The sequence below is a fragment of the Paraconexibacter algicola genome, from assembly GCF_003044185.1.
GTDB lineage: Bacteria > Actinomycetota > Thermoleophilia > Solirubrobacterales > Solirubrobacteraceae > Paraconexibacter > Paraconexibacter algicola.
Genome location: NZ_PYYB01000001.1, coordinates 1,964,296 through 1,983,896, shown reverse-complemented (window position 1 = coordinate 1,983,896; position 19,601 = coordinate 1,964,296). Strand labels below are relative to the sequence as shown.

Below are 19,601 nucleotides of genomic sequence, written 5' to 3'. Positions count from 1 at the left end.
GCGCCACGGTCCCCGCTGGCGCTCGCGGCGCGCGGCCGCTACGGTCCGCGCGCCGTGTCCGACGCCCGCCCCTGGCCCTCCCCGCTCGCCGGCTCGCTGACCGGCGCGATCGTGCGGCTCGAGCCGCTCGCAGAGCACCACGTCGACGCCCTCTTCACCGCCTCGCGCGACCCGGCGATCTGGCGCTGGATGCGGGCCTACCCGGCGTCACGGGCGAGCTTCGACGCCTGGATCGACGACGCCCTGCGCGCCCGCGAGGAGGGCAGCGAGTTCCCGTTCGCGACCGTGCGCGTCCGCGACGGCGTGCCGGTCGGCTCGACGCGGTTCATGGCGCTGCGGCCCGAGCACCGGGGCCTGGAGATCGGCTGGACGTGGCTCGGTCCCGCCGCGTGGCGCACGGGCGCGAACGTCGAGGCGAAGCTGCTCATGCTCACCCACGCGTTCGACGCCCTCGGGTGCATGCGCGTGGAGCTCAAGACGCACGCCGAGAACCAGCGGTCCCGGGACGCGATGACCGCGATGGGCGCGTGGTTCGAGGGCATCCACCGCAAGAAGCAGCTCGTGCCCGGCATCGGGGTGCGCGACACCGCCTGGTTCAGCATCGTCGACGAGGAGTGGCCCGCGGTCCGCCGGCGGCTGCGGGCGCGGCTGGCCGCGCATGGCTGACGCGCTCGCGGTCCTCGCGCTCGCCGGCGCGCTCGGGCTCGCCGGGCTCCCACCGGCCCGCGTGCTGCTCGCCGGTCTGCCCGGTGGCGGAGCGGGCGTCGCGCGGCCGCTCGCGCTGCTGCTGGCGGGCTTCGCGGTCTGGCTCCTCGTGAGCCTCGGGATCGGTGCGGTGACCGCGCCCTGGGTCTGGCTCGGGATCCTCGCCGTCGCCGCGCTGGGCCTGGGCGTGCACCGCGCGACGCCACGACGGGAGCCGGACCCCACGGCGCGCGCGCTCGTGATCGGGGCGGAGGTCGCGTTCGTGGCGTTCTTCGTGCTCGGCTGCCTGCTGGCCGCCTTCGCGCCGGACGTGCTCGGGACCGAGAAGCCCTCGGACATGATGCTGCTGCACGCGACGATGGGGACCGACCGGCTGCCGCCGACCGACCTCTGGCTCGCCGGGCAGGAGGTCAACTACTACTACTTCGGCTCGTACCTGATCGGGTTCGTCGGCACGGCGCTGGGGATCGAGCCCGACCGCGTCTACAACCTCGGGATCGGCCTGACGTTCGGGCTCAGCGCGAGCGCCGTCTTCGGCGTCGCGGGCGGCCTCGCCGCACGGGTGCGGCCGCGCCGCGCGGTCCTCGCGGGCACGGTCGCCACCGGCTTCACCGTGCTCGCGTCGAACCTCGAGGGGCTGCGGATCGTGCTCGACCACGACGGGCCGCTGCGCGCGCTGTCGTGGTTCGACGCCTCGCGCGTGACACCCGGCGGGATCGACGACTTCCCCTTCTTCGCCACGATGCTCGGCGACCTGCACGCCCACCTGCTCGCGATCCCGTTCGTGCTGCTCGGGGCCGCCCTCGCGGCGCACGCGTGGCTCCGTGGACCGTGGGCGGGCCCGCCCGCGGTGGCCGCGGCCCGCGCGGCGCTCACGGGACTGACCGTGGGCGCGCTCTACGCGATGCACTCGTGGAACGTGCCCGGGGCGGTGGGCCTGCTCATCGCCGCGGGCGCGGGCTGGTGGTGGCGCCGGCCACCGCAGGCACGGGATGCGCGCTCCGCGATGCTCGTGGTGGCGTGGATGGCCGCGGTCGCGGTCGCCGCGGTCGTGCTGCTCGCGCCGTTCCTGCTGGCGTTCGAGCCGGGCACCGACGGCACCGGGGCGGTCGACGACCGCCAGGACCTCTGGCACCTGCTCGGTCGCCTGGGGCTCACGCAGGGCGTGCTGCTCGCCGTCGCGCTGCTGGCGCTCGCGACGCGCGCGTGGCGCGCCGCGGCGGTCGCGGTCGGTGTGGCGCTGCTGCTCGGCCTGCTGGGGGCGTCCGTGGCCGGACCGGTGCTGCTGCTGGGGCTCGCCGGGGTCGCCCTGGCGGTGGCGGCGCGCGGGCGTGACGCGCCGACCGGGTTCGCGTTCGTGCTCGTCGGCGCGGCGCTCGTGTCGCTGCTGCTGCCCGAGGTGGTCTACGTCCGCGACGCGTTCGACGGCGGCCCGTTCGAGCGGCAGAACACGATCTTCAAGTTCACGTTCTCGGCCTGGGTGCTGCTCGGTGCGGGGTCGGGGGCGCTCCTGGCGGCGGTCTGGTCGGACGCGGGCCGGACGGCGCGGACCGCGCTGGCGGGCGCGGTGCTCGTCGCGGCGGTCGCGTCCGCCGTCTTCGTCGTCGCCGGCCCGTACGCGCGGACCGGCGGGTTCGCGGAGCCCGCGCAGCTCGGCGGCATGCGCTGGCTGGAGCGCAGCGCACCCGGCGACGTCGCGGCGATCCGCTGGCTGCGCGACCGCACCGCGCGCGACGCGGTCGTGCTCGAGGCCGCGGGCCCCGACTACACGACCGCCGGGCGGATCGCGATGTTCAGCGGTCGCGCGACGGTGATCGCGTGGGCGGGTCACCACCTCGTCTGGAACCAGGACATCGGCCGGCGCGAGACCGAGGTCGCCACCGTGTACGCGGGCACCGATCCCGCCGCGGCGCGCGCGGTCCTGCGCCGCTACGGCGTCGACTACGTCGTCGTCGGGGCGCTGGAGCGCACGACCTACCCCGGGCCCGGTCTGCGGGCGGTCGCGCAGCTCGGCACGCGCGCGTTCGCCGCGCCGGACGGCACGGTCGTCTACCGCGTGCGCTGACCGCCTCCGGCGGCGAGCTCAGCCGTCGCGCTCGCCGCGCGCCCGGCGGGCCAGGGCGGCGAGCAGCTCGCGCGACGGCCCCTGCCGGCGCGCGGCGGGATCGAGGACGTCCGCGCCCGCCACCTCGCCCGCCCCGGTGCGCAGCACGACGCGGTCCCACGGGGCCACGAGCAGCTCGTCCTGCGCGGCGAGCCGCAGCTGGTGGAAGCGGCCACCGAGCCACGCGACCTCCGCGCGCACCTCGCGCGCCCCGGCGAGCACGGTGACCGCCGAGCCGTGCGCGAGCCGCACGTGCTCGCCCAGCGCGACGTCCAGGACGCGGGAGCGCACGACCCCGGCCTCGGGGCCGACGAGAGCGTCCCCCGGCGCGACCTCCCCGGCGGGGACGCCGTCGAGGCGCACGACGACGCGATCCCCGGCGACCGCCTGCGTCGCGAGCGCGCCGCGCACCCGGACCGCGCCGACGAGCGCGTCGTGCCAGGCGGGCAGGAGCTGCAGCGCCGCGCCGACCGCGAGCGTGCCGCGCAGCACGCCGCCGACGACCGCGGTCCCGGCCCCGGGGACCTCCTGCACCGACTCGACGTGCAGCACGACCGGTCCGGTCGCCGGCCGCCGGTCGACGCCGCGCACGACGTCGAGCAGCGGCGCGGGATCGACCGCGCCCGTCGCCGCCGCGTCCGTGCGCAGCACCGGGACGGCGGCGTCGACCGCGGGCAGGCCCGCAGCGAGCCCGGGGGCGGCGCCGGCCCGGTCGCAGCGGGTGAGGCAGACGGCCGCGACCGGCCGGTCGAGCGCCGCCAGCAGGTGGGCGTGCTCGAGCAGCTCGGGGGTGGGCCCGTCGTCGGCGGCCACGCAGAGCACGTGGGCGTCGGCCGCGGCGAGCGCGGCCAGCACCGGCCCCGACACGCTCCCGGGCAGGTCGACCAGCCCGACGCCGTCGCAGAGCACCTCGTGGGGCAGGGCGGTGCGGCCCGTGCGGTGCTCCTGCGCCCCGACGAGCGCGTCCTCGATCCCGGCGAGCGCCGCGACCAGCGCGGTCTTCCCGACCCCGACCGGTCCGGCGAACGCGACGGTGCGGGCGCTCACGGCCTGGTCGGCGGGACCGACTCGTGCTTCCAGTCGCCCTCTTCCTTCTTCCAGATCGGGGCGCGGTCCTTCAGCTCGTCGATGATCTCGCGCGCCCCGAGGAACGCCTCGGGCCGGTGCCCGGCGCTCACGGCGACGAGCACCGACGGCTCCCCGAGCGGCACGCGCCCGATCCGGTGCTCGACCGCCGCCGCGCACAGGCCGTGCCGGGCGACCGCCGCCTCGGCGACCTCCCGCAGGACCGGCTCCGCCATCTCGGCGTACGCCTCGTAGTCGAGGAAGTCGACGTCGCGGGTGCGGCCGTCGAACGTCACGACGGCCCCGGCGGCCGGGTCGGCGACGAACCCGGCGAGCCCGTCGAGCGACAGCGGCTCCTCCCGGATCGCGACGTGCACGCGCGGCGCCCCGCCGCTGACGGGCGGCACGACGGCGAGCTCGTCCCCGGGCGACAGCAGCTGGTCCTCCCCGGCGTACATGCGGTTGACCGCGAGCACGAGGCAGAGGCCGGGCGGGGCGAGGTGCTCGATCGCCGCGATCGCGTCACGCACGCGCGCGCCGTCGGGCAGGTCGACCTCGATCTCCGAGGCGCCCGCACGCTCCTTCAACCCGGCGAACAGCTTGATCGTCACGCGCACCGTCTAGAGCCCCTTCCGGATGAACAGCGTCTCGTCGAGGTCCGAGAGCGGGCCCCACGCCTGCCGCTTGAAGTACCAGTTCCACCACGCGCGCGGCGTCGCGTCCCCCCAGTCGCGCGCCCAGCCGGACCGCAGCAGGATCGGGCGCGCATCGTACGCCTGCAGGCCGCCGAGGCCCGCGACCTGCGATCCGGCGGTCAGGACCAGCGCGTCCGTCGACGGGGTGTAGCCGGGTGTCCGCACCCCGGCGTCGTAGGAGACCTGCAGGTCCCGCAGGTACCAGGCCCACGGGAACGACGCCCCGTCGTTGGGGTCGATCGTGATGCTGAGCCGGCGGCCCTGGGAGCGCTGGAGCTTGGTGTCGAGGTCGTGCAGCCGCTGCGAGGCCGCCGGGATCTCCGGGCCGGACTGGGTGGTGACGAGCAGCTCGCTGGGGTCGACGGGGTCGTCGGCGTTGACCCGGTAGGAGGAGTAGACCGTCGACGCGAGGCCGAGCACGAGCAGGCCGAGCGCGACCCGCGGCAGCACCCGGTCGCGGCCCGCCCACACGACCTGCAGGCCGATCCCGGCGAGCAGCAGCAGCGGCAGCAGCGGGTGGAGGATCAGCCACGCGAACCGCTCCCCGGCGATCGAGTAGCCGGTGAACGAGGCGACGAACAGCCAGACGAGGAAGACGGCGAGCACGCGCACGTGCGGGGCGACCCGGTCGGTGAACCCCGGGATCTCCGTCGACGGGCGCACCGCCCAGCGCAGCACGGCGACCGCCCCGACCAGGCCGAACAGGACGACGGGCCACTCGTAGCCGCCGAGGATCCCCGCGTAGAGGTACCAGCGCTCCCCGCCGCGGCCGACGTCGTGCTGGTCGATCCAGTACTTCGGGCCCTCGTAGATCCCGTCCCAGATGCCGGCCCAGTGGCTGCCGAAGCTCGAGAAGAACGCGCAGTAGACGAGCACGAACGCGAGGCCCGCCAGCACCCACGGGCGCCAGCCGACGGCGAGCGCCACCTGCACCGCACGGGTGCGTCCGGTGTGCCGTACGCGCGCCCCGACGAGCAGCGCGACGATGAACAGCGCGCAGAGGAACCCGAAGATCAGGCCGGACTCCTTGACCGTGAGCGTCGCGGCGAGCAGCGCGAACAGCACGGGCGGATGCCAGCGGCGGGGCGTGTCGAGCATCCGGATGACGATCACGATCACCGCGAGCGTCATCGCGGCGATGTGGATGTCCTCGCGCGTGAAGCGCGAGTAGTAGAGGTAGGACGGGCCGATCGCGAGCCCGACGGCCGCGGAGTAGGCGGCGATGCGGCCGATGTGCCGGCGCACGAAGAACGGCATCGCGACCATCAGCGTGCCGAGCAGCGCGGGCCCCGAGCGGGCGGCGAAGTCGGAGACGCCGAACAGCTTGTAGGTGAGCGCGGTGGCGTAGTACTGCCACGGGCCGTGCAGCAGCGGGTTGTACTCGTAGGTGTGCTGCTGCGTGATCGTCGACCACGAGAAGTACGCGATCTGGCTCTCGTCGTGGTGGAACGAGCGGTCGCCGAGGTCGATCAGCCGCAGGACGAGCGCGCCGAGCACGAGCAGGCCCCAGACGAGCGCCTCCGGGCGTCCGATCCGTCCGCGCAACCGCTCCATGGCGGGGATCATGGCGGCTGGCGCGGCGCGACGGCGCAGCGCCGCGGACGGCGCGGGTCGCACATCCGTCTCGTATCGCTGGACCGCTCGCGGGTGCGGGGCTAGCGTCGCCGGTCATGCACCGGATGCGCACGACGGTCTCCCTGGTCACGGCCGCGACCCTGCTCGCCGCCGCCCCCGCCACGGCGGGCACGCCCTTCACCCTCGGGACCACCACCAACGGCAACGACAAGTTCTCCGTCGCGATGAACGACGCCGACGGGACCGCCTACGTGGCCTGGCAGACGAGCGCCACCCAGGTGGCGTTCTGCCGCCTGCCGCGCGGCGCGCGGGCGTGCGCGGCGACCGCGACGATCGGCGCGCCGTCCGACGTCGAGCAGCCGTGGCTGCTGCGCAACGCGGGCTCCGGCGAGCTGACCCTCGTCGACACGCGCTACGTCGCCGGGAACGTCCGGATCTGGCGGTCGGTCGACGACGGCGCGACGTGGACCGGTCCGACCGCGGTCAGCGACGCGAACCCGGGGACCGACGCGCGGCGCCCGCTGCGGCTCGACGGCGGGTTCGTGCTGACCCCGTCGACGAACTCGGGGCGCCGGATGGACCGCTGGGCGCTCGACGGGTCGGAGGCGGCGACCGACACCTCCGCGATGCTCGGGGACGGCGGCGTGCCGTTCCTCGTCTACGACCTCGCGGTCGCGCGGGCGGGCGCCCCCGGGCTCGTCGCGGTGGCGAACAACCTCGACAACGCCTACTTCTGGACGCTCCCCGACCAGGCGGGCGCGGACCTCGTCGGCAACTGGGTCGGCCCGACGCTCCTGGGCGCGGGCGAGAAGGACACGGACGTCGTGTCCGGCGGCGGGCAGACCTACGCGTTCTCGCGCACCGGGGGCACCGTGCGCGTGCGCAAGCTCGCGGGCGGCTCGTTCGGCGCGCCCGTCGCGACCGTGCCGTTCACGGGCTCGCTGTCGCGCAGCGACGCGTCCGAGGACGGGGGCGACAGCGTGCGGGCGGGCGCGCTCGGGGGCGCCGTCTACGCGATGGTGTCCAGCGACGGCGGGGCGACCTACGCGCTGCGGGTCGTCGCGGCGGAGAGCGGCACGTTCCCGGACGTCGGGATCGACGACAGCGGCCAGGGTCTCGTCGTCTACAAGGGGGAGGGCAACCTGCTGCGCGCCGCGGACCTCACCCCGGCGGTCCCCGCCACGACGCCGACGCCGGTGATCCCGTCCCCCACCCCGACGCCCACCACGCCGACGTTCGTGCCGGGTGGGCCCTCGGGGCTGCCGTCGAGCGCCAGCGGGTCGTCCAACGGCGGCAGCTTCACGGTGTCGGGCCCGCGCACGTGCGTGCCGCGCGGAGGACGCTTCACCGCCACGCTCACGGTCCGCAAGCAGAAGCGCAAGGGCAACCTGTTCGTGAAGGTCACGAAGGTCGACTTCTCGATCGACGGCCGGATCCTGCGCACCGACCGCAAGGCGCCGTTCCGCCAGACCCTCACGGCCACCGCGACCGCGGCGAAGGGCAGCACGATCACGATGCGCGCCCGCGCGTTCATCAAGGTCCGCAAGACCAAGAAGGTCCCGAAGAAGTCGGTCTCGCTGAAGATCCGGATCTGCTCGTAGGCCGCCCGGGCGCGGCGGGCGGGTAGCCTGCCGCGCACCGTGACGCCGCTCATCCCCGCCCGCCTGCGCGCCCGGCTCTCGCGCGCCACCCCGCCCCGTGAGGAGCTCGTCGCCGCGCACGTCGCCGGCCGGTCGTTCGCGGACGTGGGCTGCATGTGGTCGGTGCACGGGGCGATCGCGTTCGCCGCCGAGGACGCGGGCGCCAGCGAGGTCAGCGGCATGGACCTCATGGGCGAGACCCCGGAGTTCCAGGCCGAGCACGCCCGCCGTCGCTCGCGGATGCGGTTCGTGCAGGGGGACCTGCACGACGAGGTGGCGCTCGCCGGGCTCGGCCCGCACGACGTCGTCTGGTGCAGCGGGGTGCTCTACCACGCGCCGCACCCGCTGCTGACGCTCGAGCGGCTGCGCTCCGTGACGCGCGAGACGCTGATCCTCGCGACCGAGACGATCCCCGAGCGGATCGGCGCGCGGAACGTCTGCGTGTTCGCGCCCGAGCCGGGGATCCACCCGACGCACACCGAGCCGTTCGACCCGGCCCGCAGCTACGTCAACTGGTACTGGGCGATCACCCCGAGCGCGCTGCGCGCGATGCTCGACGCGACCGGCTTCGCGGTCGTGCAGGAGCACCGCACGCCGTTCCACACGACCGTGGTCGCGCAACGTGGTTAGTCGGACTGGTTGACCTGTTGGTCCGCGGGGTCTAGGTTGGGCTCCGTGAAGACCGTCGGCATCCACGAGGCGAAGACCAACCTGTCCTCGCTCATGCGCGAGGTCGAGGCCGGGGCGGAGGTCCTCGTCACCCGCGGTGGCCGTCCGGTCGCCAAGCTCGTCCCGGTGGTCGAGGTCGACGGCGGCCCTCGGGAGGTGCGGGGCCGGGGCCTGTTCAAGCACGTGAGGTCGAGCGAGGTCGACCTGCCGGGAGACGAGGAGCTCTACGGGCGGATGTTCGGGATCCTGCCGTCCGGCGAGGCCGGGTGAGGCTGCTGCTGGACACCCATGCCGCCGTCTGGTGGGTCACGGACGACCCGCGGCTGAGCCAGCGCGCCGGCGAGGCCATCGACGATCCCGGCAACGAGCGACTGCTCAGCGCGGCGAGCGTCTGGGAGCTCACGATCAAGCGCAAGGCCGGGAAGTACACCGGCGTCGACCTCCACGACGTCCTCCAGACGGCCGACATCGCCGAAGTCCCCATCACCGCGGCGCACGGCCGGTTCGCCGCGGACCTCCCGCTCGTGCACGGCGACCCGTTCGACCGGGTCATCGTCGCGCAGGCGATGCTCGAGCGGTGCGTCCTGGTCACCGGCGACCCGCGCCTGCGGGAGTACGGCTGCGCGGTCCTGTGGTGACCGAGGCCATCCTCCGGGACGCCTGCCGAACCGTCCTGGAGACGTTCGCACGCATCCGCGCCGACGGCGGCGCTGACGCGTTCCGCGCGCTCGCACGGTCGCGGGTCGTCTCCTGGCGGGACGACATCCGTCACGGCGGCCCGGACCCGGTGCCCTGGGCGCAGGAGCGCTTCGGCCGGCCCCCGGGGGAGTTCAGCCCGCCACCGCGGGACCGCGACGAGCGCGTCGGCCTCGACGCCGACGGCACGATCGTCATCCACGAGCGCCCCGGCCCGGAGGGCGCGGCGCCGTTGGTCCTGAGCGCCGCACTTCCCGCGGCCGGGGGGATCACGCGCGTGCGACACCCGGGCACGGTCGAGCAGCTCGTCCTCGACGAGGACGGCCGGGTCGTCCTCGTCGCCACCACCGAGGACGGCCAGGACGTCGAGGTCGAGCGCTGGACGTGGATCGAAGGGCGCCCGGCGCGCGGGGCGGCCGCCAGCACCTGGGAGAACGAGGTCGGCACCCGCGTCACGCTCCGGGCGACGTTCGACGACGAGGGCCGACTGGACGAGCTGCGCCGCGGGTTCACCGGCCTCGGACGGTTCCAGGCCCCCGGGCACGATGACGAGCCGCCCGTGACCGACGCGCAGGCGCTCGTGCCCGCGCTCTCGCAGGCGCTCGACGCGGCGGACGCCGACCCGGACGGCGACCGGGTGGTCTGGTCGGCCGTGACGCACCGTCCGGAGCCGCCGCGGGCCGACGACGACGCGCTCGTCGCGGATCTCGTCTCCGGGTTGACCCGCGCGATCGTCGTGACGGTCGCCGGGCTCGACGTGCAGGAGCCGTTCGTCGTCCGGGTCGACGCCCGCCGCGATCACGAGCCCCGACCCGGCCCCCTCCCCGGACAGGTGACCGTCGGGGGCGACGCGATCCGCCGGGACGCGCGGGCGCGCCCGGCAAGCGGCGGAGCGCTCGAAGCGCTGCGCGCCACCCGTGACCGCCCGGGGCACAAGGCGACCGCGCCGCTGCAGCCCGCCTGCGACGCCGCCACCCTCCGGGCCTGCCGCGAGTTCAACACCATGGCCGCGCACGACGGGACGGAGCCCGACCTGCACCGCTGTGTCCGGGTGCTCGGCGACGTTCGCCGGGGGCTCGCGCGGAATCTCGCGCAGGAGGTGCCGGCGGGTGCGATCGACCCGTTCCTGCACCTCGTGGAGCTCGCGACCCTGTACGACAGCGAGTACGAGATCGGCTGGGAGGCCGCCGCCGAGGTCCACGGCGCCGAGCACGTCGCGGCGTTCCGACGCTCGCTGAGCGCCCCGGCGGTCGACGAGCCCGCCGACTGGTCGGCCGCGAACCGCGACCGGGCCACGCTCGAGCGCTTCCTCACCGAGGGCGGCCTGCCCGAGCACGCCGGGCGGCTCGCGCACGAGATCGCAGAGTGGGGCCTGCGCGCCGAGCCGGCGACCGGACGCGTCACGAGTCGGCTCGGCGGGCCCGCGCTCCTGCCGCCGGGCACGGACTGGCCTCGGACCAGCGGCGGACGGGCGCTGACCTTTCTCGCCGCGGTCGACCTGGCCGAGCTGCCGGCCGTCGAGGGCGGCTCGCCCCTGCCCGACGCAGGCGTCCTGCTGTTCTTCGCGGTGCTCGACCCGGACTTCGCCGACGAGGTGTTCGAGGACGAGGCGGACAACACACCGGGGTCGACCGTGCGCGTGCTGTTCGTCCCGCCGGGAGACCGTCCGCAGGAGCGCGAGCACCCGCCCGAGCTCGGGGCCGCCGGCGACGGTCGGCGGCTGCGCGACCGGCACGTCGGGTTCGTCCCCCGTCTGACCTTGCCGACGGGCTACGACACGGCCACGACGCTCGGGCTCGAGGGTGCGAGCGCCGAGGCGTACTCGACCCTCGCGTTCGCGCTGCTCGACGACGCCGCCCCTCCTCGGGATCCCGGTCGCGGGAGCGCCGAGGACGACGGCGAGGACGACCCCGACCGGGGCGACGACGGCCGGGGCGCGACCGAGCGGCCCGACCCCGGGCCGCGGGCCGGGTCCTCCGAGGCCGGCGTCGACGTGCGCGAAGCGGTCGACCGCGTCGTGGAGGCCGGCCGCAGGGGCGGCTGGCGCGGAGTCCTGCGAGCGGCGCACGAGCTGGCCGGCGAGGCGCTCGAACGGCTGGACGAGCCGCCCGCGGGCGGCGCCCGACGCGGCCCCGACCTGGACGACCACGACGACGGCGAGCGAGGCGACGCGTGGGAGCGCGACGACGGCTACACGCTCAGGGGCACCCACTGGGTCCTCGGCCACGAGCCCGGCGTCCAGGGCCACGAGCCCGAGCCGGACACGGTGCTGCTGTTGCACCTCGCCTGGGACGAGGCGCTGGGCTTCACCTTCGCCGACGGCGGCAACTTCCAGTTCCGGATCCCGGCGACCGCGCTCGCGAAGGGCGACTGGAGCGCGGTGGTCGCGACCGCGGACTCGAGCTGAGCCTGCCCGGGGCGACCGTGCGCGGGCCTGCCGTGGCGCGTACCCGCACGGACGCCGTGCGGGCTGACCGCCGGGTCGACGCCGTCGGGCGTAGGCTTCCGGCATGGCCACCTCCTCCGAGCGCGACGAGCGCCTGACCGTCGCCCCGATCGTCGGTCCCGACGACCCCCGGCACTTCACCGACTCCGGCATCGAGATCGCCCCGCTCTACACGGCGGCGGACGTGCCGGACGACCTGGAGGAGCGCCTCGGCGAGCCGGGGTCGTTCCCGTACACGCGCGGTCCCCACAAGGACATGTACCGCAAGCAGTTCTGGACGATGCGCCAGTACGCGGGCTACGCCTCGGCGAAGGAGTCCAACGAGCGCTACCGGTACCTGCTCTCGCGCGGCGGCACCGGCCTGTCGATGGCCTTCGACCTGCCCACGCAGCTCGGCCTCGACTCCGACAACCCGCGCTGCCTCGGCGAGGTCGGCCGCACGGGCGTCGCGATCGACACGATCGACGACATGCGGACCGCGTTCGACGGCATCCCGCTCGACCAGGTGTCGACGTCGATGACGATCAACGCGCCGGCCACCGTGCTGCTGTGCCTCTACCAGCTGGTCGGCGAGGAGCAGGGCGTCCCGAGCGAGAAGCTCCGCGGCACCACGCAGAACGACGTGCTCAAGGAGTACATCGCGCGCGGCAACTACATCTACCCGCCCGAGCCGACGATGCGGCTCACGACGGACCTGTTCGCGTACTGCAAGGACAACGTCCCGAAGTGGAACACGGTCTCGATCTCCGGCTACCACTTCCGCGAGAAGGGCTGCTCGGCGGTCCAGGAGGTCGCGTTCACCCTCTCGTCGGGCATCGCCTACGTGCAGGCCGCGGTCGACGCGGGCCTGAACGTCGACGACTTCGCGCCGCGCCTGGCGTTCTTCTTCAACGGCCACAACAACGTCTTCCAGGAGGTCGCGAAGTTCCGCGCCGCCCGGCGGATGTGGGCGACGATCATGCGCGACCGCTTCGGCGCGCAGAACCCGAAGTCGATGATGCTGCGCTTCCACACGCAGACCGGCGGCGTGACGCTCACCGCCCAGCAGCCGGTCAACAACATCGTCCGCGTGGCCCTGCAGGGCTTCGCCGCGGTCTGCGGCGGCACGCAGTCGCTGCACACCAACGGCTACGACGAGGCGCTGGCCCTGCCCACCGAGGAGGCCGCGAAGACCGCGCTGCGCACGCAGCAGATCATCGGCTTCGAGTCCGGCGCGACCGACACGGTCGATCCGTTCGCGGGCTCGTACTTCGTCGAGGCGCTGACCGCGGAGATCGAGTCGCGCGCCTACGACCTGATCGCCAAGGTCGACGAGCTCGGCGGCTCCGTCAACGCGATCGAGTTCATCACCGCGGAGATCGACGAGAGCGCCTGGGGCTACCAGGAGCGCTACCGCCTGGAGCAGGACATCGTCGTCGGCGTCAACAAGTTCGTCGAGGAGGAGCTCGAGGTCCCGGACCTCCTGCGCGTCGACCCGGCGTCCGAGCGCGAGCAGGTCGAGCGCCTGAAGGCGTTCAAGGCCAACCGCGACCAGGCGCTCGTCGAGCAGCGCCTGGAGGAGCTGCGCGGCGCCGCCCGCGGCACCGACAACCTCGTGCCGTTCATCCGCGAGGCGCTGCGTGACCGCGCCTCGATGGGCGAGGTCTGCGCCGCGATGCAGGACGTGTTCGGCAAGTACCAGCCGAAGTTCTGAGCCGGTCCGGGTCCGGCCCCCGCGGCCGGACCCGTCGGCGGTCGTCCGCGCCCCGGGTAGCCTTCCGGGCATGACCGCCATCCTCTTCTACGACGTCGTCACGGCCGTCCACGTCCTCGGCGTCGTCGTCGCGTTCGGCATCACCTTCGCGTACCCGCTGCTGCTGCGCTGGGTCAAGGGCCGCCACCCGCACGCGATGCCCGCGCTGCACGGCGCGCAGGACATGCTCGGCAAGCGGATCATCACGCCGGGCATGGTCGTCGTGCTGGTCGCCGGGATCTACCTGGCCTCCGACCGCGACCTCTGGGACCGCGTCTGGGTGAGCGTGCCGATGGTCATCCTGATCGTGCTGTTCGGTCTCGGCGGCGCGTTCTTCGCCCCGCAGGAGCGCAAGCTCGCCGAGCTGTCGCAGCGCGACCTCGCCAGCGGCAGCGAGCCGGGCACCGTCCGCTTCAGCGCCGAGTACGAGGCGCTCTACCAGCGCGTCTACACGGTCGGGCTGGTCGCCGCCGGACTCGTCGCCGTCGCCGTGTTCTTCATGGTCGCCAAGCCGGGCGGGTACGCCTGAGCCTGGGCCTCCTCCCACCCGTCGGGCCACGGGTCCGGCGGGAGGTCCGGCCCGCCGTCGCCGCCCCCGCCGCCGCCGTCGTCGTCCGGCTCGTCGTCCTCGTCGTCGGGGAACGACGGCGCGAGGTAGGCGCAGCACACGAGGTAGGTCTCGACGGCGAACCCGATCGCGACGCAGCCCTCGAGCACGGCGCCCGACAGCGCGGCGACCGCCCCGGCGGCGCCGATGGCCAGCAGCAGCGCGCGTTTGCGGGCCGTCATGTGCCTGATGGTACGTGGCGGGCGCAAGGCGCCGTTCAGGCTCCGTAACCGCGCCACGCCGGAAGGAACCGACCGGGAGCGGTGGAATCCCGGACGCGATGCCCGAAGCGACCGTCAAGCGCACCCTGGTGAAGAGCCCGCCCGAGCTGTGGGCGGAGATCAGCGACGTCGAGTCGCTGGCCCGCCACCTGGGCGAGTTCGGCGAGATCCGCATCACCCGCACCGAGCCCGAGACCACCGTCGCCTGGGAGGGCGACCGCGCACGCGGCACGGTGGAGCTCGAGGTCTCGGGCTGGGGGACCCGGGTGATCCTCACCGCGGAGGCCGTCGAGGCCGCGCCCGACGCGTCCGTGGCCCGAGCCGGCGAGCCCGAGGCCCCGGCGGTCGTGGCCGCCGTCCCGCCGGTGGACGCCGTCGTCGCGCCCGAGCCCGAGACCGAGCCCGTGGCGCCCGAGCCCGAGCCCGAGCCGTCCGCGTCCGCGGCGCCCGAGCCCGTCGAGGCGGCCACGCCGGAGCCCACCGTCACCGTCGGCTCGGTCCTGCCGGTCGAGCCGGAGCCGGAGCCGACTCCGCGACGTCGCGGGTTCTTCGCGCGGCTGTTCGGTCGCCGCGCCCTGGAGCCGCGCGCCGTGCGGACCGCCGCCCCCGTCGCCCCCGCCGACGCGGCACCGGTCGTCGTCGTACCCGCGCCCACCGCGGAGGCGCCCGTCGAGCCGTCCCCGGTCGAGCCGGCGCCCGCCCCGGTCATCCCGCTGCCCGTCCGCGCCCCGGACCCCGTCGAGTCCGAGGAGCCGCCGCCCGCCGCGGTCGCCGTCGAGCCCGCCGCGCCGGCGCCCGCCCCCGAGCCGCTGTCGCCCGAGCGCACGAGCGCGATCCTCGCCGGGGTCCTGGACGACCTCGGCGCCGCGCACCACCGGCCGTTCTCCCGCTGAACCCGGTCGGGGACGCCCGGCGACACCCCCTGTCCGGGCGGTCCACGCCCCCCGACGGGGCGCGTTCCCACGGCTCCCGGGGCACCGGGAGGTCGTCCCGGCGCCAGCCGCAATAAACTCGCCCGTCCCATGCGCCAGAAGCCACCGGAGACGTTCGAAGAGAAGCTCGCCCAGCTCCACGAGCTGCGTGCCGAGGCGATCCACGCCGAGGGGCCTGCGGTCGAGAAGCAGCACGCCAAGGGCAAGTACACCGCCCGCGAGCGGATCGAGAAGCTGCTGGACGAGGGCAGCTTCCAGGAGGTGGACACCTTCGTCCGCCACCGCACCTACGACTTCGACATGCAGAAGCAGCGTCCGTGGTCCGACGCGGTCGTCACCGGCCACGGCACGATCGACGGCCGTCGCGTCTGCGTCTTCTCCCAGGACTTCACCGTCTTCGGCGGCTCGCTGGGCGAGGTCATGGGCGAGAAGATGTGCAAGATCATGGACCTGGCGGCGAAGATCGGCTGCCCCGTGATCGGCATCAACGACTCGGGCGGCGCGCGCATCCAGGAGGGCGTCGTCTCGCTCGGCGCCTACGGCGACGTCTTCACCCGCAACGTCCGCTGCTCGGGCGTCATCCCGCAGATCTCGCTGATCATGGGCCCGTGCGCCGGTGGCGCCGTGTACTCCCCCGCCATCACGGACTTCATCCTGATGGTCAAGGAGACCTCGCACATGTTCATCACCGGCCCCGACGTCATCAAGTCGGTGACGGGCGAGGAGGTCGGGTTCGAGGAGCTGGGCGGCGCGATGGCGCACAACAGCAAGTCGGGCGTCGCGCACTTCGCGTTCGAGGACGAGGACCACGCGCTGGAGGAGACCCGCTACCTCTTCTCGTTCCTGCCGCAGAACAACCTCGAGACGCCCCCGCGCGTCCAGCCGACCGACGACCCGCAGCGGATGGATCCGGAGCTCGACCACGTCGTGCCGGACAACCCGAACAAGCCGTACGACATGCGCAACGTCGTCAAGCACATCGTCGACGACGGCGAGTTCTTCGAGGTGCAGGAGCACTTCGCGAAGAACATCATCATGGGCTTCAGCCGCCTCAACGGCCACGCCGTCGGCATCGTCGGCAACCAGCCGGCGGCGCTCGCCGGCGTGCTCGACATCGACGCGTCGGCGAAGGCCGCGCGGTTCGTGCGCACCTGCGACGCGTTCAACATCCCGATCATCACCTTCACGGACGTCCCGGGCTTCCTGCCCGGCACGACGCAGGAGTGGGGCGGCATCATCCGCCACGGCGCGAAGCTCCTGTACGCCTACACCGAGGCGACCGTCCCGAAGATCACGGTCATCACCCGCAAGGCCTACGGTGGCGCGTACGACGTCATGGCGTCCAAGCACCTGCTCGCGGACTTCAACTTCGCGTGGCCGACCGCGGAGGTCGCGGTCATGGGCGCGGAGGGCGCGGTCAACATCATCTACCGCCGCGACATCGCCAGCTCGCCGACGCCCGAGGAGCGCCGCCAGGCCCTCATGGACGACTACAAGGCGCGGTTCGCGAACCCGTACGTCGCGGCCGAGCGCGGCTACATCGACGACGTGATCGTCCCGCACGAGACCCGTCCGAAGCTCATCACCGCGCTCGAGACGCTCTCGACCAAGCGCGACCCGGGCCCGCAGCGCAAGCACGGGAACATCCCGCTGTAGCACCCGGCGAGTCACCGGCGTCCCCCGCCGGTGACTCTGGCAGGATCCAGGACGTGAACCGCGCGTTCACACCTGGGAGAGGAGAACCGGGTGCGTGCGCGGCGGCCGTCGCTCGCGGCCGCCGCTGCACCCCGCTCCGGATGTCGGTTCGGACATCCGTCGAGCGTCCTGCACCGCCCCCACGGACGGTCGCCGCGCCGGTAGCGTCGCGGGGTCCCCACCGTCCCGCAGGAGGTCCCCATGTCCCACCCGTCCCGGACCACGCGCCGGCGCTTCCTCACCGGCGCCGCGGCGACCGGCGGTGCCGTCGTCCTCGCCCCGCAGACGTTCGCGCTCGGCCTGGCCAGCGCACGCAAGGCCCCGGTGTTCCGCGGCGGCCGCTTCGCCGACGGCGTCATCTGCGGCGACCCGACCCCGACCGGCTGCACGCTGTGGTCGCGCGTCACCGGCGTCGAGGGCGCCGGCCGCGTCGAGCTCGAGGTCGCCACCGACCGGGCGTTCCGGCGCGTCGTGCAGCGCCGGCAGATCGCCACCAGCGGCGCCGCGAACCACGCGGTCAAGGCGCGGCTCACCGGCCTGAAGCCCTACGAGCAGTACTACTACCGCTTCAGCACGCGGACCGGTGAGAGTCGCGTCGGCCGGCTGCGCACCGCGCTGCCCGCGGGCTCGCAGCAGCCGGTGCGGTTCGCGTTCTTCTCCTGCCAGGACTACACGCACGGCTGGTACAACGCGCACGAGGTCATGGCCAAGGAGGACCTCGACTTCGTCGTCTGCCTCGGGGACTACATCTACTCCGAGACCTACCACTCGGTGAAGGGCACGAAGACCGCGGTGCGCGACGACCGGATCGGCCGCAGCGGACCGAACCGGGACATCGTGCGGGAGGCGCTGACGCTCTCCGACTACCGGGCCAAGTACTCGCTCTACCGGTCCGACCCGGCGCTCCAGGCGGTCCACGCGCGCTTCCCGATGGTGATGCTGTGGGACGACCACGAGGTGCAGGACAACTACGCCGGCGCCGAGAAGGACGGGGGTCTCCCGGCCGCCAAGCGCTACGGCGCGGCGCGCAAGGCGGCGGCGCGCAAGGCGTTCTTCGAGAGCATGCCCGCGTTCCCGGGCTCCAGCGGGCAGCGGATCTACCGGTCGCTGCGGTTCGGGGACGTCGTCGACCTCGTCGTCATGGACCAGCGCAGCTACCGCCAGGACCAGCCCTGCGGTGACGCGGTCGTCGCCCCGTGCGCGGAGCTCGAGCAGCCCCGCGCCCTGCTCGGGCGCACGCAGCTGGACGCGGTCAAGCAGCGGCTCGGCTCCTCGACCGCGGCCTGGAAGGTGCTCGCGAACGAGGTGACGATGATGCCGACGCGGGTCCTCGGCGGGGCGAACTACTCCTACGACACGTGGAGCGGCTACCCGGGGGAGCGCGAGGAGCTCCTCGGCTTCCTGCGCGACCGCGCGATCAAGGACACGGTCTTCATCACCGGCGACATCCACACGTTTATCGCCGGGGACGTGCGGACCGCGGCCGGGGAGACCGTGGCGACCGAGTTCGTCGGCGGGTCGATCACCTCGCAGTCGCTCGGCGAGACGAAGCTCGACGTCGGCGGCGGGGTCGTGCTGCCCGGCAACGACGCGAACCCCCAGACCGACCCGGGGCTCATCGACACGCTGCGGGGCTTCAACCCGTGGGTCGACCAGGCGGACTTCGACCACCACGGGTACGGCAAGGTCGTCGCGACCCCGTCGGCGTTCGACTGCCAGATGGTCCGCATGGAGACGATCAAGCGCCGGACCACCAAGACGCTCCCGAGCACCGGCTGGCGCTACCGGGTGGCGCGCGGCCAGCAGTCGATCAAGGGCGTCAACGGACCTCCCGCCACCGCCTAGCGCGAGGCGGCCGGGGGCGCGCTGCGCGCGGCGGCCACCGGGGACGTGGCCGCCGCCGCCGTGCCCGCCGCGGCGGGCGGGCCGCTGCCGCGGCGCGCCAGCGCGACGCCCGCCAGGCACAGCGCGCCGCCGGCGAGCGCGATCGTCGCGGGCACCTCGTCGAGCAGCAGCCAGCCGAGCAGGACGGCGAGCGGCGGGACGAGGTACGTGGTCGCGCCCATCCGTCCGGCGGTCGTGCGACCGAGCGCGAACGCCCAGGTGGTGAACGCGACCGCGGTCGGGAAGATCCCCAGGTACACGGTCCACGCGAGTGCGCCGGCGTCGGCGTCCCCCGTCTCGCGTACGAGGACCGCCGAGAACGGCAGCAGCACGACCGTGCCCGTGAGACAGGCCAGCCAGGTGATGCGCAGCGCGCTGGTGCGCGCGAGCAGCGGCTTTTGCAGCGTCACGCCGACGGCGTACGCGACGGCCGCGCCGACGCACAGCGCGACCCCGGCGAGGTCGGCGTGCCGGGACGCGGTCGACCCCGCCCCGATGACGACCGTGCCGGCGAACGCGACCGCGCAGCCGAGCAGCAGGGCGCGCGGGAAGCCCTCCCCCAGGACCGCGCCGGCCAGCAGGGCGATCAGCAGCGGGCCGAGGTTCACGAGCATCGCGGCCGTCCCGGCGTCGACGCTCCGCTCCCCCTGGTTGAGCGCGACGTTGTAGAGCCCGAACCAGACGACGCCGCACAGGGCGACCGCGGGCAGGTCCCGGCGCTCCGGCAGGCCTGCCTCGCCGCGCCACAGGACGACGAGCGTGAGCACCAGCGACGCGACGAGCAGCCGCCCGAGCGCGAGCGGGCCGGCGGTGAGGTCTTCGGCGGCGGCGCGGATGCCGACGAACGCCGACGCCCACAGAAGGACGGTGACGGCGGCGGCGGCGAGGGCGAGGCGGTCGGTGCGCGGCACGCCCGTCACGGTAGACGCCCGACG

Annotated in this window: 17 protein-coding genes; 12 read left to right on the top strand and 5 right to left on the bottom strand. The window is 74.4% G+C overall.

Features of this window, described 5'->3' with window-relative positions; all coding sequences use genetic code 11:
- Positions 1-54: 54 nt before the first annotated feature.
- Both C7Y72_RS09375 and C7Y72_RS09370 read left to right on the top strand, forming a co-directional pair.
- Positions 55-666 (top strand): GNAT family N-acetyltransferase, encoded by a 612-nt coding sequence (locus tag C7Y72_RS09375; RefSeq protein ID WP_158276751.1) that lies wholly within the window; start codon positions 55-57, stop codon positions 664-666.
- Entirely contained in the window at positions 659-2,770 is a 2,112-nt protein-coding gene (locus C7Y72_RS09370; RefSeq protein ID WP_107568489.1) for a DUF2298 domain-containing protein, read from the top strand. The genes C7Y72_RS09375 and C7Y72_RS09370 overlap by 8 nt, the downstream gene beginning before the upstream one ends.
- Before the next feature lie 18 nt (positions 2,771-2,788).
- Here the strand turns inward: C7Y72_RS09370 and C7Y72_RS09365 are convergent, their stop codons facing one another.
- From C7Y72_RS09365 to C7Y72_RS09355, 3 genes are read right to left on the bottom strand one after another with little or no spacing between them, the layout of a single operon-like run.
- Positions 2,789-3,856, bottom strand: a complete 1,068-nt coding sequence (locus tag C7Y72_RS09365; RefSeq protein ID WP_107568488.1) for a GTPase — start codon at positions 3,854-3,856, stop codon at positions 2,789-2,791.
- Positions 3,853-4,485 carry a molybdenum cofactor biosynthesis protein MoaE gene (locus tag C7Y72_RS09360; RefSeq protein WP_158276750.1) on the bottom strand — a complete coding sequence of 211 codons (633 nt, stop codon included), beginning with the start codon at positions 4,483-4,485 and terminating at the stop codon, positions 3,853-3,855. Before C7Y72_RS09360 ends, C7Y72_RS09365 begins: the two co-directional genes overlap by 4 nt.
- Positions 4,486-4,494: 9 nt before the next feature.
- A complete protein-coding gene (locus C7Y72_RS09355) occupies positions 4,495-6,123 on the bottom strand; it encodes a flippase activity-associated protein Agl23 (protein WP_158276749.1) in 1,629 nt (542 codons plus the stop codon).
- A gap of 116 nt (positions 6,124-6,239) precedes the next feature.
- Between C7Y72_RS09355 and C7Y72_RS09350 the strand changes: the two genes are divergently transcribed.
- The 7 genes from C7Y72_RS09350 (at position 6,240) to C7Y72_RS09320 (ending at position 13,856) form a co-directional block, all read left to right on the top strand.
- Positions 6,240-7,745, top strand: coding sequence for a hypothetical protein (locus C7Y72_RS09350; RefSeq protein ID WP_107568485.1), 1,506 nt, complete (start codon positions 6,240-6,242; stop codon positions 7,743-7,745).
- A gap of 39 nt (positions 7,746-7,784) precedes the next feature.
- Positions 7,785-8,414, top strand: coding sequence for a class I SAM-dependent methyltransferase (locus C7Y72_RS09345; protein WP_107568484.1), 630 nt, complete (start codon positions 7,785-7,787; stop codon positions 8,412-8,414).
- 45 nt (positions 8,415-8,459) lie between these two features.
- Complete coding sequence (locus C7Y72_RS09340; protein WP_107568483.1) at positions 8,460-8,723, top strand: type II toxin-antitoxin system Phd/YefM family antitoxin; 264 nt, start codon at positions 8,460-8,462, stop codon at positions 8,721-8,723.
- Entirely contained in the window at positions 8,720-9,091 is a 372-nt protein-coding gene (locus C7Y72_RS09335) for a type II toxin-antitoxin system VapC family toxin (protein WP_107568482.1), read from the top strand. The genes C7Y72_RS09340 and C7Y72_RS09335 overlap by 4 nt, the downstream gene beginning before the upstream one ends.
- Positions 9,088-11,556 (top strand): DUF1963 domain-containing protein, encoded by a 2,469-nt coding sequence (locus C7Y72_RS09330; protein WP_146175308.1) that lies wholly within the window; start codon positions 9,088-9,090, stop codon positions 11,554-11,556. The genes C7Y72_RS09335 and C7Y72_RS09330 overlap by 4 nt, the downstream gene beginning before the upstream one ends.
- 103 nt (positions 11,557-11,659) lie before the next feature.
- Positions 11,660-13,288: an acyl-CoA mutase large subunit family protein gene (locus C7Y72_RS09325; protein ID WP_107568480.1), complete on the top strand. Its 1,629-nt coding sequence runs from the start codon at positions 11,660-11,662 to the stop codon at positions 13,286-13,288.
- Positions 13,289-13,358: 70 nt separating this feature from the next.
- Positions 13,359-13,856, top strand: coding sequence for a DUF2269 family protein (locus C7Y72_RS09320; protein ID WP_107568479.1), 498 nt, complete (start codon positions 13,359-13,361; stop codon positions 13,854-13,856).
- Here the strand turns inward: C7Y72_RS09320 and C7Y72_RS09315 are convergent.
- Complete coding sequence (locus tag C7Y72_RS09315) at positions 13,775-14,116, bottom strand: hypothetical protein (RefSeq protein WP_107568478.1); 342 nt, start codon at positions 14,114-14,116, stop codon at positions 13,775-13,777. The genes C7Y72_RS09320 and C7Y72_RS09315 overlap by 82 nt on opposite strands.
- Before the next feature lie 98 nt (positions 14,117-14,214).
- Between C7Y72_RS09315 and C7Y72_RS09310 the strand changes: the two genes are divergently transcribed.
- The 3 genes from C7Y72_RS09310 to C7Y72_RS09300 all read left to right on the top strand — a co-directional run bounded on the left by C7Y72_RS09310 (position 14,215) and on the right by C7Y72_RS09300 (position 18,627).
- Positions 14,215-15,048, top strand: coding sequence for a hypothetical protein (locus tag C7Y72_RS09310; RefSeq protein ID WP_107568477.1), 834 nt, complete (start codon positions 14,215-14,217; stop codon positions 15,046-15,048).
- Positions 15,049-15,177: 129 nt separating this feature from the next.
- Positions 15,178-16,743, top strand: a complete 1,566-nt coding sequence (locus C7Y72_RS09305; protein WP_107568476.1) for an acyl-CoA carboxylase subunit beta — start codon at positions 15,178-15,180, stop codon at positions 16,741-16,743.
- Positions 16,744-16,983: 240 nt separating this feature from the next.
- Positions 16,984-18,627 carry an alkaline phosphatase D family protein gene (locus C7Y72_RS09300; RefSeq protein ID WP_107568475.1) on the top strand — a complete coding sequence of 548 codons (1,644 nt, stop codon included), beginning with the start codon at positions 16,984-16,986 and terminating at the stop codon, positions 18,625-18,627.
- Here C7Y72_RS09300 and C7Y72_RS09295 read toward each other — a convergent pair.
- Complete coding sequence (locus C7Y72_RS09295; RefSeq protein WP_233243785.1) at positions 18,624-19,577, bottom strand: DMT family transporter; 954 nt, start codon at positions 19,575-19,577, stop codon at positions 18,624-18,626. The two genes, C7Y72_RS09300 and C7Y72_RS09295, sit on opposite strands and share 4 nt — an antisense overlap.
- Between the last annotated feature and the right edge of the window lie 24 nt (positions 19,578-19,601).

Coding starts and splice junctions, on each gene's coding strand:
- C7Y72_RS09370 (WP_107568489.1), top strand. CDS start 659: ATGGCTGACGCGCTCGCGGTCCTCGCGCTCGCCGGCGCGCTCGGGCTC.
- C7Y72_RS09355 (WP_158276749.1), bottom strand. CDS start 6,123: ATGGAGCGGTTGCGCGGACGGATCGGACGCCCGGAGGCGCTCGTCTGG.
- C7Y72_RS09350 (WP_107568485.1), top strand. CDS start 6,240: ATGCACCGGATGCGCACGACGGTCTCCCTGGTCACGGCCGCGACCCTG.
- C7Y72_RS09325 (WP_107568480.1), top strand. CDS start 11,660: ATGGCCACCTCCTCCGAGCGCGACGAGCGCCTGACCGTCGCCCCGATC.
- C7Y72_RS09320 (WP_107568479.1), top strand. CDS start 13,359: ATGACCGCCATCCTCTTCTACGACGTCGTCACGGCCGTCCACGTCCTC.
- C7Y72_RS09315 (WP_107568478.1), bottom strand. CDS start 14,116: ATGACGGCCCGCAAACGCGCGCTGCTGCTGGCCATCGGCGCCGCCGGG.
- C7Y72_RS09310 (WP_107568477.1), top strand. CDS start 14,215: ATGCCCGAAGCGACCGTCAAGCGCACCCTGGTGAAGAGCCCGCCCGAG.
- C7Y72_RS09305 (WP_107568476.1), top strand. CDS start 15,178: ATGCGCCAGAAGCCACCGGAGACGTTCGAAGAGAAGCTCGCCCAGCTC.
- C7Y72_RS09300 (WP_107568475.1), top strand. CDS start 16,984: ATGTCCCACCCGTCCCGGACCACGCGCCGGCGCTTCCTCACCGGCGCC.